At 64.2% G+C, this 13,271-nt stretch carries 13 protein-coding genes and 1 other RNA gene; 5 read left to right on the top strand and 9 right to left on the bottom strand.

Annotation, left to right across the window (positions count from 1 at the left end):
• Positions 1-29 precede the first annotated feature (29 nt).
• From FBZ87_RS16545 to FBZ87_RS16530, 4 genes are all read right to left on the bottom strand, one after another.
• Positions 30-1,223, bottom strand: coding sequence for a cystathionine gamma-synthase (locus FBZ87_RS16545; protein WP_145611391.1), 1,194 nt, complete (start codon positions 1,221-1,223; stop codon positions 30-32).
• 47 nt (positions 1,224-1,270) lie between these two features.
• On the bottom strand, positions 1,271-2,686 hold the full coding sequence (locus FBZ87_RS16540; RefSeq protein WP_425465731.1) for a pyridoxal-phosphate dependent enzyme: 1,416 nt from the start codon (positions 2,684-2,686) through the stop codon (positions 1,271-1,273).
• Positions 2,687-2,832: 146 nt separating this feature from the next.
• Positions 2,833-3,480, bottom strand: a complete 648-nt coding sequence (locus tag FBZ87_RS16535; protein ID WP_211106966.1) for an elongation factor P hydroxylase — start codon at positions 3,478-3,480, stop codon at positions 2,833-2,835.
• Entirely contained in the window at positions 3,477-4,010 is a 534-nt protein-coding gene (locus FBZ87_RS16530; protein WP_145611389.1) for a dihydrofolate reductase, read from the bottom strand. Before FBZ87_RS16530 ends, FBZ87_RS16535 begins: the two co-directional genes overlap by 4 nt.
• 180 nt (positions 4,011-4,190) lie before the next feature.
• Between FBZ87_RS16530 and FBZ87_RS16525 the strand changes: the two genes are divergently transcribed.
• Positions 4,191-4,862, top strand: coding sequence for a hypothetical protein (locus FBZ87_RS16525; RefSeq protein WP_145611387.1), 672 nt, complete (start codon positions 4,191-4,193; stop codon positions 4,860-4,862).
• A 69-nt stretch (positions 4,863-4,931) separates the two neighbouring features.
• Here FBZ87_RS16525 and FBZ87_RS16520 read toward each other — a convergent pair whose 3' ends face one another.
• From FBZ87_RS16520 to thyA, 4 genes are all read right to left on the bottom strand, one after another.
• Positions 4,932-5,141 (bottom strand): nucleotidyltransferase family protein, encoded by a 210-nt coding sequence (locus FBZ87_RS16520; RefSeq protein WP_211106965.1) that lies wholly within the window; start codon positions 5,139-5,141, stop codon positions 4,932-4,934.
• 89 nt (positions 5,142-5,230) lie between these two features.
• The gene (locus tag FBZ87_RS16515; RefSeq protein WP_246134436.1) at positions 5,231-6,745 is read right to left on the bottom strand and encodes a beta-lactamase family protein; all 1,515 of its coding nucleotides are present in this window, start codon (positions 6,743-6,745) and stop codon (positions 5,231-5,233) included.
• A gap of 95 nt (positions 6,746-6,840) precedes the next feature.
• Positions 6,841-7,182: a hypothetical protein gene (locus tag FBZ87_RS16510; RefSeq protein ID WP_145611385.1), complete on the bottom strand. Its 342-nt coding sequence runs from the start codon at positions 7,180-7,182 to the stop codon at positions 6,841-6,843.
• A 183-nt stretch (positions 7,183-7,365) separates the two neighbouring features.
• Positions 7,366-8,256 carry a thymidylate synthase gene (gene thyA / locus FBZ87_RS16505; RefSeq protein WP_145611383.1) on the bottom strand — a complete coding sequence of 297 codons (891 nt, stop codon included), beginning with the start codon at positions 8,254-8,256 and terminating at the stop codon, positions 7,366-7,368.
• Between the two features lie 182 nt (positions 8,257-8,438).
• On the opposite strand from thyA, the gene ssrA reads away from it, so the two are divergent.
• The 4 genes from ssrA (at position 8,439) to FBZ87_RS16485 (ending at position 10,858) form a co-directional block, all read left to right on the top strand.
• Positions 8,439-8,762, top strand: a transfer-messenger RNA (tmRNA) gene (gene ssrA, locus FBZ87_RS16500).
• Positions 8,763-8,912: 150 nt separating this feature from the next.
• Positions 8,913-9,398, top strand: a complete 486-nt coding sequence (locus FBZ87_RS16495) for an SspB family protein (protein ID WP_145611382.1) — start codon at positions 8,913-8,915, stop codon at positions 9,396-9,398.
• Positions 9,399-9,425: 27 nt separating this feature from the next.
• The gene (locus FBZ87_RS16490) at positions 9,426-9,845 is read left to right on the top strand and encodes a TfoX/Sxy family protein (protein ID WP_145611381.1); all 420 of its coding nucleotides are present in this window, start codon (positions 9,426-9,428) and stop codon (positions 9,843-9,845) included.
• Between the two features lie 113 nt (positions 9,846-9,958).
• On the top strand, positions 9,959-10,858 hold the full coding sequence (locus tag FBZ87_RS16485) for an AbiTii domain-containing protein (RefSeq protein ID WP_145611380.1): 900 nt from the start codon (positions 9,959-9,961) through the stop codon (positions 10,856-10,858).
• Positions 10,859-10,979: 121 nt separating this feature from the next.
• Here the strand turns inward: FBZ87_RS16485 and rpoD are convergent, their stop codons facing one another.
• Positions 10,980-12,971 (bottom strand): RNA polymerase sigma factor RpoD, encoded by a 1,992-nt coding sequence (gene rpoD / locus FBZ87_RS16480; protein ID WP_145611379.1) that lies wholly within the window; start codon positions 12,969-12,971, stop codon positions 10,980-10,982.
• Positions 12,972-13,271: the final 300 nt, after the last annotated feature.

Below are 13,271 nucleotides of genomic sequence, written 5' to 3'. Positions count from 1 at the left end.
AAGCCTAGGCGCCGGTTTAGGCCAGAGGTTTAGGCCAGGGTAGTGCTAAGGGCGGCGTCCAGGTCGGCGATCAGGTCGTCCACGTCCTCGATGCCCACCGACAGGCGCACCAGGCCGTCGTCGATGCCGGCCGCGGCCCGCAGCTCCGCCGGGATGGAGGCGTGGGTCATGATGGCGGGATGCTCGATCAGGCTTTCCACCCCGCCCAGGCTTTCCGCCAGGGAGAACAGCTCCGTCCGCTCCAGGAAGCGCCGCGCCGCCTCCAGCCCGCCTTTCAGGCTGACGGAAACCATGCCGCCGCCGCCCCTCATCTGGCGCCGGGCCAGTTCATGCTGCGGATGGCTGGCCAGGCCGGGATAGCGCACCCCCGCCACCGCCGGGTGGCGTTCCAGCCACTGGGCGATGGCGGCGGCGTTGGCGCTGTGCCGCTCCATGCGCAGGGACAGGGTCTTCAGCCCGCGCAGCGCCAGGAAGCTGTCGAAGGGACCGGCCACGGCGCCCACGGCGTTTTGCAGGAAGCCCAGGCGGTCCGCCAGTTCCCCCTCCTCCCGCACCACGGCGACGCCGCCCACCATGTCGCAATGGCCGTTCAGGTACTTGGTGGCCGAATGCACGACGATGTCGAAGCCCAGCTCCAGCGGCCGCTGGGCGTAGGGCGTGGCGAAGGTGTTGTCGCACACGGAAATCAGCCCATGCCGCCGGGCGAAGGCGGCCACGGCCTCCAGGTCCACCAGCTTCAGCAGCGGGTTGGTCGGCGTCTCCACCCACAGCAGGCGGGTGTCGGGCGTCAGCGCCGCCTCCAGCTTGGCCGGGTCGGTCATGTCGACGAAGCGGGAGGTGAGGCCCATGGAGCGCTTGCGCACCCGTTCCAGCAGGCGGTAGCTGCCGCCGTAGAGGTCGTCCATGGCGATGATGTGGCTGCCGGCGTCCAGCAGCTCCAGGATGGTGGCCTCCGCCGCCAGGCCGGAGGCGAAGGCATAGCCCCGCACCCCGCCCTCCAGATCCGCCACGCAGCGCTCATAGGCCATGCGGGTGGGGTTCTGGCTGCGGCTGTACTCATAGCCCTTATGGACGCCGGGGCTTTCCTGCACATAGGTGGAGGTGGCGTAGATGGGCACGGTGATGGCGCCGGTGCTGGGGTCCGGCTCCTGCCCCGCATGCACGGTGCGGGTGGCGAAGGCCCGTTGGTTGGACAGGGGACGGTTGTGGCTGCGGTCGGCCATGGGGATTCCTTGGGGATGAAAGCGGGGCGCGGGACAGAGGGCGGGCGTCAGCCCAGCTGCCGGCGCAAATGGTTCAGCAGGTCGACGCGGGTCAGCAATCCTAGGAAGGCGTCCCCCTCGGTGACCAGGGCCACCATGTTGCGGCTGAAGATGGCGTCCAGCGCGCTGATGGGGGCGGTCACCGGCACGGTTTCCAGGCGCGAGGTCATGGCCTCCCGCACCGCCTCGCGGAAGCGCGACGGGTCGGGCTCGACATGCAGCAGCAGGTCGGACTCGTCCAGCAGGCCCACCACGCGGCCGCCCTGCATCACCGGCAGCTGCGAGACGTCGGAGATGCGCATGCGCTTGTACGCCGTCAGCAGGGTGTCGTCGGGCGAGACGGTCACCACTTGGCCCTTGTCCACCCGCCGGGTGATAAGGTCGCGCAGATCGCCGGTGCGGGCGCTGGGCAGGAAGCCTTGGTCGGCCATCCAGCCGTCGTTGAACATCTTGGACAGGTACTTGTTGCCCGTGTCGCACACCAGCGTGACCACGCGCTTCGGAAGCGTCTGCGCCCGGCAATAGCGCAGGGCGGCGGCGAACAGGGTGCCGCTGGAGGAACCGCCCAGGATGCCCTCCCGGCGCAGCAGCTCGCGCGCCGCGTTCAGGCTCTCGGCATCGGGGATAGTGTAGGCGTCCTCCACATACTGCAGGTCGCAGTTGGGCGGCACGAAATCCTCGCCAATGCCCTCCACCACCCAGCTGCCCGGCTCGTCATGCCGGCCGGTCTTCACCAGGTCGCGCAGGATGGAGCCCTGGGGGTCGGCCAGCACCATGCGGGTGCGCGGGCTGGCGGCGCGGAAATAGCGGCCCAGGCCGGTCAGCGTGCCGCCGGAGCCCACACCCACCACCACGGCGTCCAGCCGCCCGTCCATCTGGCGCAGCAGCTCGGGCCCCGTCCAGCGCTCATGCGCCGCCGGGTTGTCGGGGTTGGCGAACTGGTTCATGTAGACGGCACCGGGGATCTCGGCGGCCAGCCGCTCGGCGATGTCCTGGTAATAGTCGGGATGGCCCTTCCCCACGTCGCTGCGCGTCACATGGATTTCGGCGCCCAAGGCCCGCAGATGGTTGATCTTCTCCGCCGCCATCTTGTCGGGGATGACCAGCACCAGGCGATAGCCCTTGGCGGCGCAGACCAGGGCCAGGCCCAGGCCGGTGTTGCCGGCCGTCGCCTCCACCACCGTGCCGCCGGGCTTCAGCCGGCCCGCCTTCTCCGCCCCCTCCACCATGGCGAGGCCGATGCGGTCCTTGATGGAGCCGCCGGGGTTCTGGTTTTCCAGCTTCAGGTACAGCTCACAGGGGCCGGTATCGACCTTGGTGACGCGGACCAGCGGCGTATTGCCGATCAGGGACAGGATGGCGGGGCCATCCGGGGCGTTCTCTGTTGAGGGAATGGGGGCGGACGACGCGTGCGCGATCGACATGGGAACCCTCTCGGTCTGTTCGTTAAGCAAAACAGTGACCGATGGGCGGGGCACTTACAATCCCCCGTCAGTATAGACCCTCGCGCCGCTTCCTGTTGGCCGGCGCCCGGCGGAAAGTCTTATTGCCCTCGCCGCAACGCACAATATTACAAGCTTGCGACGCGCCGCTTTACTTCGAAATGTTCTGGCGGAATTGGGCGGTAATTCGCATCAATCAATCCCCGCCGATGCAAATTGGCCAGATTGTCGGCCAGGTTGTCAATGCAGGCGGCGCGGTCCCAGCCTTCCAGCCAGTTCTGCTCCAGGAAGGCCATGATGGCGGGATGGCCCAGTTCCACCTCCCACAGGATGCCGATGAGGGAGGACAGGGCCTCTTCCTCGATCTGGGTTTCCTGGTCGACGCAGATGGCGGCGTTGGCTTCCTCGATGCGGCCCGTCTCCGGCCCGGCGCCCAGGCCGAAATCGACCAGGCCCCGCCGCTCCGGCGGCGCCACCAGCCAGTGGCCGATCTCATGGATCAGCACATAGGACTCGCTCTGGGTTCGGATGGCGCGACCGTCCCAGCTGTAGGCCGCCATGGGCAGTTCATCGATGGTCTCGATGCCGAAGCGGTGGGCCAGCGCGACGCCGTCCGCCCGGTGCTGGGGCGTATCCACGCCCAGGGGCACCAGGTCCAAGGTGGCGGCGATGCGCTCGAACACCTCCGCGACCAGCGGATCGGCGCCGGTCAGGCGGCCGCGCAGGTCGGCCAGGATGGCCGGCAACTCCTCCAGGGGAATGGGGGTGAGGATCATGCCCGCTCCAGCACCACGAAGCTGTGCGCCGGGGCGGGGTCGACCTCCACCTCCAGCGCCGGCACATCGCGCCGCGACACTTCCCGCCATTCAGCCCGGTCAAAGGTGGGGAAGAAGGCGTCGCCCTCCGGGCTGGCGTGCACCTCGGTCAGATACAGGCGGTGCGCGGTCTTCAGGGCGGTGGCGAACAGCAGCTCCCCGCCGATCACCATCACCTCCGGCGCGCCGTCGACCGCCGCGATCAGGCGCGCCTGCTCGATGGCGGCGTCCAGGCTGTGGCAGACCACGGCGCCGTGGGCGCGGTAGTCCTTCTTGTGCGTCACGACGATGTTGGTGCGCCCCGGCAGCGGCTTAGCCCCGATGCTCTCCCACGTCCGCCGGCCCATGACCACCGGCTTGCCCAGGGTCATCTCCTTGAAATACTTCAGATCTCCCTTCAAGCGCCACGGCAGGCGGTTCTCCACCCCGATGACGTTGTTGGTGGAGACGGCGGCGATGAGGGCCAAGGGAATGGGCGCGGAATCGGGCATGGGATCAAGGAGCCTGGCTGATGAACGCTCAAGGCCTGCGGTTTTACGGCAAACGGGGGATGGTGAGAATGCGGAAGATCAAAGGGCGGGGGTGCCTAAATGGGCAGCCTGGAGATTTAATGCGTTTCGCGCATTCGATCCTTTAGCTCAGTTTCCTTTAGATCATTAAGGAATCTTCAGATGACCTCAAAAGCCTTTAAGTTCGTTGTTGGCCATGAATCAGGGCCTCACTCGTGCTCCTGGCGCCTGTGGCCACAGCAAGATGATATCTATCTTCTGCAACTCGGAACTGCCGCTAATAGAATAAAATTCAGTTTCCATAAAAGTGGTCTCTCTCGATGGGCTCTGGTCTCACCTATGGCAGATGGCTCCGACAGAGCTTTTGCTAAATGGAAATCTGAAACTGCCCCTAAAGGAGCAGGCGCGGCAACACTTTTGCTTCGGATTACGTTTCCCACAAACCACCTCTCAACTCAATATAGAATTGAACCGGAAACCTACATGATCGAGGCCGCACCCACCAATATGGCAACCTCAGTCGATATAATGATCACAAGAGAAGAAAAAGAATCAATAATAAACACATATGCTGGAGATGCAAATATAGATCTGCACTATATTATCTCAATGAAATCGAGAGGATTTTTATTTGCTATTTCCTCCAAACACAGTTGCGAGAGAATTGATATAAACAGCCCTCATCAGAAGCATTTGTCGCCATTCCCGAATTTACGGTTTCCAGATAAAGACACGGAGATGACCGGCCGCCCTATTCGCATGGCAATTATGGGCCCAGATCTGACCTTGCCTACCGTATGGGAATTAGGGGGACATCGCCTGCCAATAAAATGAAAGATCAAAACACCCGCACGCCATCCGCCTCGATCCGTTCCCGCCGCCGGGGGTGAATGCCGTCGCGGGTCATGAGACGTCAACCTTGGCGCCCAGGATATCCTGCAGGCGCTCCTGCACCGCCGCCAGGCTGAACAAGGTGAAGCCCTGGGGCCGGTCCAGGTCGAAGAAGACATCGACGTCAGACGCCTCGGTGGCCTCATCCCGCGCGACGGAGCCGAATAGGAATAGCGCGCCGATGCCGGCGCGGCGAAATTCCGGTTCGTGTTGCCTCAGCAAGTCTATAGCGTGGGCGCGGTCATTGGCGTGGTCGTATCGGCAACGGATATCTTAAGGGTAAGTCCGCCCGCCTGCCCTGTCCACGCCCCTCACCCGCCCGCCTTCAGCGCCCCCAGCCGCCGCTCGGCGTTCTGGTTCTTCGGGTCCAGCTCCAGGGCGCGCTGGTAGGCCAGGATGGCGGCGGGCTTGTCGCCGGTGGCCGCCAGCGCCTCGGCCAGGCTGTCCTGGGCGTTGCCGCTGTCGGGGTAGAGGTCGGCGGCCAGTTTCAGGATGGCCAGGGCGCTCCGGGGCTGGCCGTTGCTGAGCAGGCGATAGCCCCAGTCGTTCAATTCCGCCTCCTGCAACGTCACGCCCGGCTCGCGGGCCTTCATCGCGGCGTAGAGCGCCGGCACCTGGTCGAAGCCGTGGCGCTGGATGTCCACGCGCAGGGCGGCCAGGCCGGCCAGCTTGGCGCCATAGAGGGCGGCTACCTGGTCGATCATGTCCTCAGGAAACGCGCCGGACAGGTTGGTCAGGATGACCACGCCCACCTCATCCTCCGGGTAGAGGAAGAAGGCGGAGCGGCCGCCGCCGGTCATGCCCACGGCGCGATGGCCGCCGCGGTCCAAAACCTCCCAGCCCAGGCCCCACTGGCCCGCGCGGCCATCGTTGAAGGCGGCGGGCGTCCACAGCAGGCGCAGGCTGTCGGCGTCCAGCAACTGACCCTGGCTGACGGCGATCATCCAGCGCGCCATATCCTCCGCCGTGCTGTCCAGGCCGGAGGAGGCGCGATGCATGGGGCGGAACAGTTCATAGACCGGGCGGGGTGTTGCCACCGGGGCGCCATCCGGCCCCCCAGCGGGATTGGGCGCATAGCTGTTGCGGTAGCCGGCGGCCTTGCCCGGCGTGACCATGCTGCTGTCGCCAAAGGCGGTGTGGGTCATGCCCGCCGCCTCGATCTCCCAGCCGATGATGGGCGTGTCGGGCGGCTGGCCGGTCAGCGTGTCCACCACCCGCTGCACCAGGGTGTAGTTGGTCTGGCAGTAATCGAAGCGCTCGCCGGGCGTGAACTTCATGGGCTGGGCCTGCACCCAGGCCCAGATGGCGTCACCCCCCACCCGCTCGTCCCGGTCGCCCGGCGCGCGGTTGATGTCGGGCAAGCCGGACATGTGGGTCAGCAGCTGGCGGATGGTGATGGGGCGCCAGGCGGCGGGCAGGTCGTCCAGGTACTGGCCGACGGGCGCGTCCAGGTCCAGCCGCCCGGCCTGCACCTGCCGCATCGCGGCCACGCCGGTGAAGGCCTTGGTGATGGAATTGACGGCGAAGATCGTCTCATTGGTCACCGGCACCGGCGTCTGCAGGTTGGCCACGCCATAGCTGCGCGACAGCACCAGGCGCCCGTGCTGGATGACCGCCACCTGCAGGCCGGGGATGCCCAGCGCCCGCATCTGGCCCTGTAGGAAAGCGTCGACCTGTGCCGCCACCGGGGTCGCCACCGTATCCACCGCGCCGGCGGCCGGCGGCGCCCGGTTGGCGGCCACCACCGCCTTGCCCGTGGCCGCCTGGCCCACCATCGGCGCCCCCGTCAGCAGCAGCAGCGCCACCAGTCCCCACATCCCGCGCATGATACATCCCCGCATCAACACCTGAGCGGGGGCATGCTAGCAGGCGGGCGGCGGGACGCTGAGGGCCACTCCGGTGGCCCCACCGGCGGGCCGCCTCAGGCCTCTTGCAGGGTCAGCAGAAGCTGTTTCCAGTCCTGATAGCCGGAGAGCGGATTGGTGGCGTCACCGCGCTGCTCAATGGCGCTGATGACCTTCCGGGTTTGGTCGATGTAGTTGACCGGCTGGCTGTCCAGGCTGGCGCGCTCCTGCGCCGTGAAGGCCTGGAACTGGCCATTGGGCCCCACCTTGCCCAGGCGCCCCATCATCTCCAGCTTGCCCATCTGTTCCAGGCTGATCTGTCCGGACTGATAAAGACCGCCAGCCACGCCCATCATCTGGCTGCGGGACATGCGGGTGAAATCCGGCGCGCCGCCGGATGCCGCGTTAATCGTCGTCACGTCTGTTCCCCCTCCGAACGCGCGAAACTGCGGCCGGGGCAAGCACCTGGCGTGCCAGAAGCGTTCGCCACCAAAGGCCAGGGCGGCTGCGGTGGGAAGAAGATGCGTGGTCGGAGACAACAACCGGATCAGCAAATATTGCCGAGATACACAGGCAAAAGTTGCCGCCCGCCACCTCCCTGATCACACCGCCACGTCGGCCTTGATGTGCGGGTGCGGGTCGTAGCCGGTGATCTCAAAATCCTCGAAGCGATAGTCGAACAGGCTGTCGGCTTTGCGCTTGATCACCAGCCGGGGGAAGGGCCGCGGCGCGCGCGTCAGCTGTTCTTCCGCCTGGGGGATGTGGTTGAGGTAGAGGTGCACGTCCCCGCCCTGCCACACCAGGTCACCCACGGAGAGGTCGCACTGGTGGGCCAGCATGTGGATCAGCAGCGCGCCCTCGCACAGGTTCCAGGGAAGGCCCAGCAGGGTGTCGGCGCTGCGCTGGAAGATCAGGCCGGACAGCTTCCCGTCTGCCACGAAGAACTGATAGGTCATGTGGCAGGGCGGCAGCGCCATGTCGGGCAGGTCGGCCACGTTCCAGCCGGTGAACAGCAGGCGCCGGCTGGTGGGATTGGTGCGGATGCCGTCCACCAGTTCCTGAATCTGGTCGATGACCTTACCGTCCGGCCCCTGCCAGCGCCGCCACTGCTTGCCATAGACGGGGCCCAGGTCGCCCCACTGGGCAGCGAAGGCGTCATCGGCCAACACGCGGGCCTCGAAGTCTTCCTGCGAAATCTCCTCGCCCGTCTTTCTGCGGTAATTGGCCAGCGGCCAGTCCGTCCAGATGCGCACCTTGTTGGCCAGCAGCGGGCGGATGCTGGTATCGCCCGACAGGAACCACAGCATCTCGTGGATGGCCTGGCGGTGGAAAATCTTCTTCGTGGTCAGCAGGGGGAAACCGACCGACAGGTCGAAACGCATCTGCTCGCCGAACAGCGCCTTGGTGCCCACGCCCGTACGGTCCACCCGGGCGGTCCCGTGGTCGATCAGGCGGCGCAGCAGCGATAGGTACTGGTATTCCGGATGCGCCATGGCAGCCCTCAACAAACGATCGCCGGGCGGCCCGACGCGGAAACGGTATCACTACATAATGTAGCGCCCGGGCGTGCGGAACCCCATATCTCAAGAAGCCATAGACGCCGGCGGGGCCCAGGCCATGGTCGGCGCCGAACAACCGGTTCCACGGAAAGGTCGCGGGCCTGCCATTCCCCGAAGGCCTTTCACTTTCGTGCCCGCATCCCTATATTGGAAATGTCGGGCTTGCCCGACTATGGCGATAAACGCCTTGCGGAATAAGCGTTGCGGACCCGGGGGCGGTACCCGGCGCCTCCACCATCATGGGGGCGAATCAGGATCGACGTGCGTGGTAAAGGCATGGTTTTCGCTCGGCATGGTTCCGCCGTTATCGGGCCATTTCATAGGTGCCAACGATAATTCGGCGCCTGCTCTTCGCATGGCCGCCTAATACCCTCAACGGGGTATTAGCGGAAAGCTAAGAACGGGGTTCGGGGGGCACCCGGCAACAGAAGCCCCCCACTGAACGGCCCCGATCGGCGGACGTCCAAGCCGCCGGTCGGCCCGTCCTTTGACCCACCTGCCGGCGTTTTCGCGCGCCCAAGCTTGCAAATCGCGCGCCGGGCGGGTCTATTGGTGACGTTGTACCCCGCTACCGGAGCGTTTTGCCTGCCATGTCCACCGATCTCCTTCGCTACGACCGTATGGTCGAGGCCGCCCTGCGCCGCGTCGTGCGCGATGCGCTGAAGGAAGTGCAGGAGCATGGCCTGCCCGGCGAGCATCATTTCTTCATCAGCTTCCGCACCCAGTATCCGGGCGTGCGCATGCCGGAATTCCTGCGCGCCAAGTACCCGGATGAGATCACCATCGTCCTGCAGTACCAGTTCTATGGCCTGGACGTGAATGACGAGCGGGTGGAAGTGACGCTGAGCTTCAACGGCAGTCATGAGCGCCTGGTGGTGCCCATGGCGGCCATCACCACCTTCGCCGACCCCTCGGTCAACTTCGCCCTGCAGTTCCAGCCCCCCGACGAGGAAGAGGGCGAGGACGCGGTGGACGAGGCCGCCGAGGACGAAGAGGCCGCCCCCGAGGGCGAGGACGACGACGCGCCCAAGCAGGGCGGCACCGTCGTGGCGCTGGACGCGTTTCGTAAGAAATAAGCGCGCCCGCGCGGGGGAGCAGCGACCATGCCCGTCTCCCCCGATTTCCTGGACTACATCCTGGACCTGCTGGCCCCCCTTTCAAACGAATATGGAGGATCGGTTGAAGCCCCGCGCCTGTTCGGCGGCCGGGGCCTGACTCTGCACGGCCGCAACTTCGGCCTCATCACCCGCGACGACACGCTGTACCTGAAGGCCGACGCCATCAGCCAACCCCAGTTCGAGGCCGCCGGCTGCATCCGCTTCGCCCCCTGGGCCGACAAGCCGCACCGCTCGCTGGGTTATTACACCCCACCCGAGGGCGCCATGGACGATCCCGACGAACTGCTGCGCTGGGCCCGCCTGGCCGTGGACGCCGCCCTGCGCGCCCCGGCCAAGGCGCCGAAGAAGGCGAAGGCACCGGCGGCGGCGAAAAGGAAGAACCTGGCGGACATGTTGCTGGAGTAGGGTGAGTTATGCCGTTGAACTGGTGTTCGTACAGGTCAGCACAATGATCTAGCGGCAAAGCTAGAAAGGGCTACTATTAGTAGTTAGCCCCCACTTCGTCGCGCGAGCCCTTCATGAACTCCCTGGTCCTACAGCTACAAGCTGCCGCGATGGACAGCGAGACGCTTATTGCCGACCTTCTCCGGAAAGCAAAGATAGTATCTGTGAAACTTGATCTTACAGATGTTAGAGAATGGATAGACCATGAGATGAATGGGTATCCAGATCTGAATAATTTGCCAGAATACAGAATACTTTTCGGAAAGCTAAAGGCTTGGAATCCATATCGAGGATGGATTCCAGCGATAATCAATGATCAAAGAATAGAAGACATAGTGTCAAAGTTCCAGGCAAATGACGCTATTAGCGTTATAGAAGATACTGTTAGAAGAACAGAAGACGGCGCAGGATATGTAGCCTATTCACCGAATCAGCAACAGCAAATCGTTCTGTCTGATATGTTTAATTTCCAAACCCAGTTCCAAGTTCACATTCCAATTTCTGCCGCTATCCGTCTTCTAGATGCCGTAAGAAATAGGATACTAGACTGGTCATTATCCCTGGAGAAAGCTGGGGTTCTAGGGATCGGAATGCACTTCACACTAAAAGAACGAGAGGCCGTCCGCGAAATGTCCGGAAACACATATAACATAACTGGGAATGTAGGAATCCTTGGCGACGTTTCTAAATCACAGGTCCAAACAAACCAGGGCACGAGTTACACCCCGTCAGACTTCACAGAACTAAGAGAGATTACACGCCAAATAAGAATCTGCACAAATCAACTTCCAGAGCAGATACAAACCTCTACACTTTCCGCCCTCGCCGAGATTGATGCAGAGCTTGGTTCTAGAACTCCCAGAAGTTCCCGCATTCAGCAAGGCTTAGCATCGATTCGTACCTCATGCGAAGGCGCCGTAGGGAATCTCATTGCCTCCGGCATACTAGCGCTTATTGGCAAGTTCTTGAGCTAAATACGGATCTAAACTGTATGCTGAGAATCCCTGAGCTTATTTCTCGCAGTATCTCGAAACAAAAAGGGCGGCCCCAGCGGGACCGCCCTTCTCGCTACTCAGTGCCCAACCCCTGACGGGATCAGGTGTCCAGGAAGCTGCGCAGCTTGCGCGAGCGGGAAGGGTGCTTCAGCTTGCGCAGCGCCTTCGCCTCGATCTGGCGGATACGCTCGCGGGTCACGCTGAACTGCTGGCCCACTTCTTCCAGGGTGTGGTCGGTGTTCATGCCGATGCCGAAGCGCATGCGCAGCACACGCTCCTCACGCGGGGTCAGCGAGGCCAGGACGCGGGTGGTCGTCTCGCGCAGGTTCGCCTGGATGGCGGCGTCCAGCGGCAGGACGGCGTTCTTGTCCTCGATGAAGTCGCCCAAGTGGCTGTCTTCCTCGTCGCCGATCGGCGTCTCGAGGCTGATGGGCTCCTTCGCGATCTTCAGGACCTTGCGGACCTTCTCCAGCGGCATCATCAGCCGTTCGGCCAATTCCTCCGGCGTCGGCTCGCGGCCGATCTCGTGCAGCATCTGGCGCGAGGTGCGCACCAGCTTGTTGATCGTCTCGATCATGTGCACGGGGATGCGGATGGTGCGGGCCTGGTCGGCGATGGACCGGGTGATGGCCTGGCGAATCCACCAGGTGGCGTAGGTCGAGAACTTGTAGCCGCGCCGGTATTCGAACTTATCAACGGCCTTCATCAGGCCGATGTTGCCTTCCTGGATGAGGTCCAGGAACTGCAGGCCGCGGTTGGTGTATTTCTTGGCGATGGAGATAACGAGGCGCAGGTTGGCCTCCACCATCTCCTTCTTGGCGCGGCTGGCTTCCTTCTCGCCCTTCTGCACCGTCGAGACGATGCGGCGGAATTCGCTGATGGGCAGGCGCACGCCTTCCGCGATCTCGTTGATGCCCTCGCGGACCTTCACGATCTCGGTGGCGCTGCGCTCGGCGAACTTGGCCCAGGCCTTGGAGTTGCCCTTCACCCGGTCCAGCCAGTTGGGGTCCAGCTCGCTGCCGTAGTAGTGGTGCAGGAAGTCCTCGCGCTTGACCTTGCAGTCGGTCGCCAGGCGCAGCAGCTTGCCCTCAAAGCCCATGAGGCGGCGGTTCATGCCGTACAGCTGCTCGACCAGGGCCTCGATGCGGCTGTTGTTCAGCCGCACGGAGTTGACCAGCTCGGTCAGCTCGGCCTTCAGCTTGTCGTACTTCTTGTCCTGGGCCTTGCCCAGATCCTCGCCGCGCTGGATGGCCGCCAGCCGCAGCTCCTGCATCTTGTGCAGCTTGTCGTAAGTGTCCTCGATGGTCTGGAAGGTTTCCAGCACCATGGGCTTCAGTTCGGCTTCCATGGCGGCCAGCGAAATGCCGGCCTCTTCCTCGCCGCCTTCGCCGGGCTCACCGCCCTCGCCGCCCTCGGGGCGCTCACCGCCCTCACCGTCGCCGGCGCCCTCGCCACCCTCGGCCGCCCCTTCCTCGCGCGGGGCCTCCTCGGCGCCCAGCACGGCCTCGGTCAGCTCACCCGACTCCGGATCGACGCCATAGGTCGCGTCCAGGTCGATGATGTCGCGCAGCAGCATCTTCCCTTCGTTCAGGGCCTCGTGCCACTGGATGATGGCACGGATGGTCAACGGCGATTCGCAGATCGCGCCGATCATCATCTCGCGGCCGGCCTCGATGCGCTTGGCGATGGCGATTTCGCCCTCGCGCGACAGCAGCTCCACCGAGCCCATCTCGCGCAGGTACATGCGCACCGGGTCGTCGGTGCGGCCGATGTCGTCGTCGTCCAGGTTACCGGAGACACGGCCCTCGCCGTCGCCACCGCCTTCACCGCTGGCCTCGGAATCCTGCTCTTCCGATTCGATGACGTTGATGCCCATCTCATTGAGCATGGCCATCGTGTCCTCGATCTGCTCGGAGGAGGACTGGTCGGGGGGCAGGGCCGCGTTCAGCTCGTCATAGGTGACGAACCCCCGCTCCTTGCCGCGCTGGATCATCTTCTTGACGGCCAGGCCCATGCCATCCATCAGCGGGCCGTCCACCTGTTCCTCACGCGCCTCGGAAACGTCCGCACTCTGCGCTGCTTTCGTGGCCATTCGCTCAATGTCCCCGACTAACTGAAATGCAAACCAACTGAACGCCGGTTCAACCCTGACGGCCGGCCTTCATGGGCGCCGGCCCATACCCTTCACTCACAGACACGCAATCCGGGGCCCGATCCGTCTGCACAGGGGGCCGTCGACACCGGGTGCCGGACTAAACTGGTGCTTCCGATACCCAAAGAAAGCGCCGGTTCCCACCAAAAACAGGGGCTGGGACGAAAAAAAGGCGCCGCACCGGATGAAAATCCCGGTAACGCCACCCCTCATCATCCCTAACCGTCCGTCCTGGCCGGA

Origin of the sequence: Nitrospirillum amazonense, from assembly GCF_007828035.1 — a bacterium.
Lineage (GTDB): Bacteria > Pseudomonadota > Alphaproteobacteria > Azospirillales > Azospirillaceae > Nitrospirillum > Nitrospirillum amazonense.
This window is presented reverse-complemented; position numbering and strand designations above follow the sequence as displayed.

Bases quoted from the DNA above. Each gene is read 5' to 3' on its own strand.
- FBZ87_RS16545 (WP_145611391.1), bottom strand. From the start codon at position 1,223: ATGGCCGACCGCAGCCACAACCGTCCCCTGTCCAACCAACGGGCCTTC.
- FBZ87_RS16540 (WP_425465731.1), bottom strand. From the start codon at position 2,686: ATGTCGATCGCGCACGCGTCGTCCGCCCCCATTCCCTCAACAGAGAAC.
- FBZ87_RS16535 (WP_211106966.1), bottom strand. From the start codon at position 3,480: ATGATCCTCACCCCCATTCCCCTGGAGGAGTTGCCGGCCATCCTGGCC.
- FBZ87_RS16530 (WP_145611389.1), bottom strand. From the start codon at position 4,010: ATGCCCGATTCCGCGCCCATTCCCTTGGCCCTCATCGCCGCCGTCTCC.
- FBZ87_RS16525 (WP_145611387.1), top strand. From the start codon at position 4,191: ATGACCTCAAAAGCCTTTAAGTTCGTTGTTGGCCATGAATCAGGGCCT.
- FBZ87_RS16515 (WP_246134436.1), bottom strand. From the start codon at position 6,745: ATGCGCGGGATGTGGGGACTGGTGGCGCTGCTGCTGCTGACGGGGGCG.
- thyA (WP_145611383.1), bottom strand. From the start codon at position 8,256: ATGGCGCATCCGGAATACCAGTACCTATCGCTGCTGCGCCGCCTGATC.
- FBZ87_RS16495 (WP_145611382.1), top strand. From the start codon at position 8,913: ATGTCCACCGATCTCCTTCGCTACGACCGTATGGTCGAGGCCGCCCTG.
- FBZ87_RS16490 (WP_145611381.1), top strand. From the start codon at position 9,426: ATGCCCGTCTCCCCCGATTTCCTGGACTACATCCTGGACCTGCTGGCC.
- FBZ87_RS16485 (WP_145611380.1), top strand. From the start codon at position 9,959: ATGAACTCCCTGGTCCTACAGCTACAAGCTGCCGCGATGGACAGCGAG.
- rpoD (WP_145611379.1), bottom strand. From the start codon at position 12,971: ATGGCCACGAAAGCAGCGCAGAGTGCGGACGTTTCCGAGGCGCGTGAG.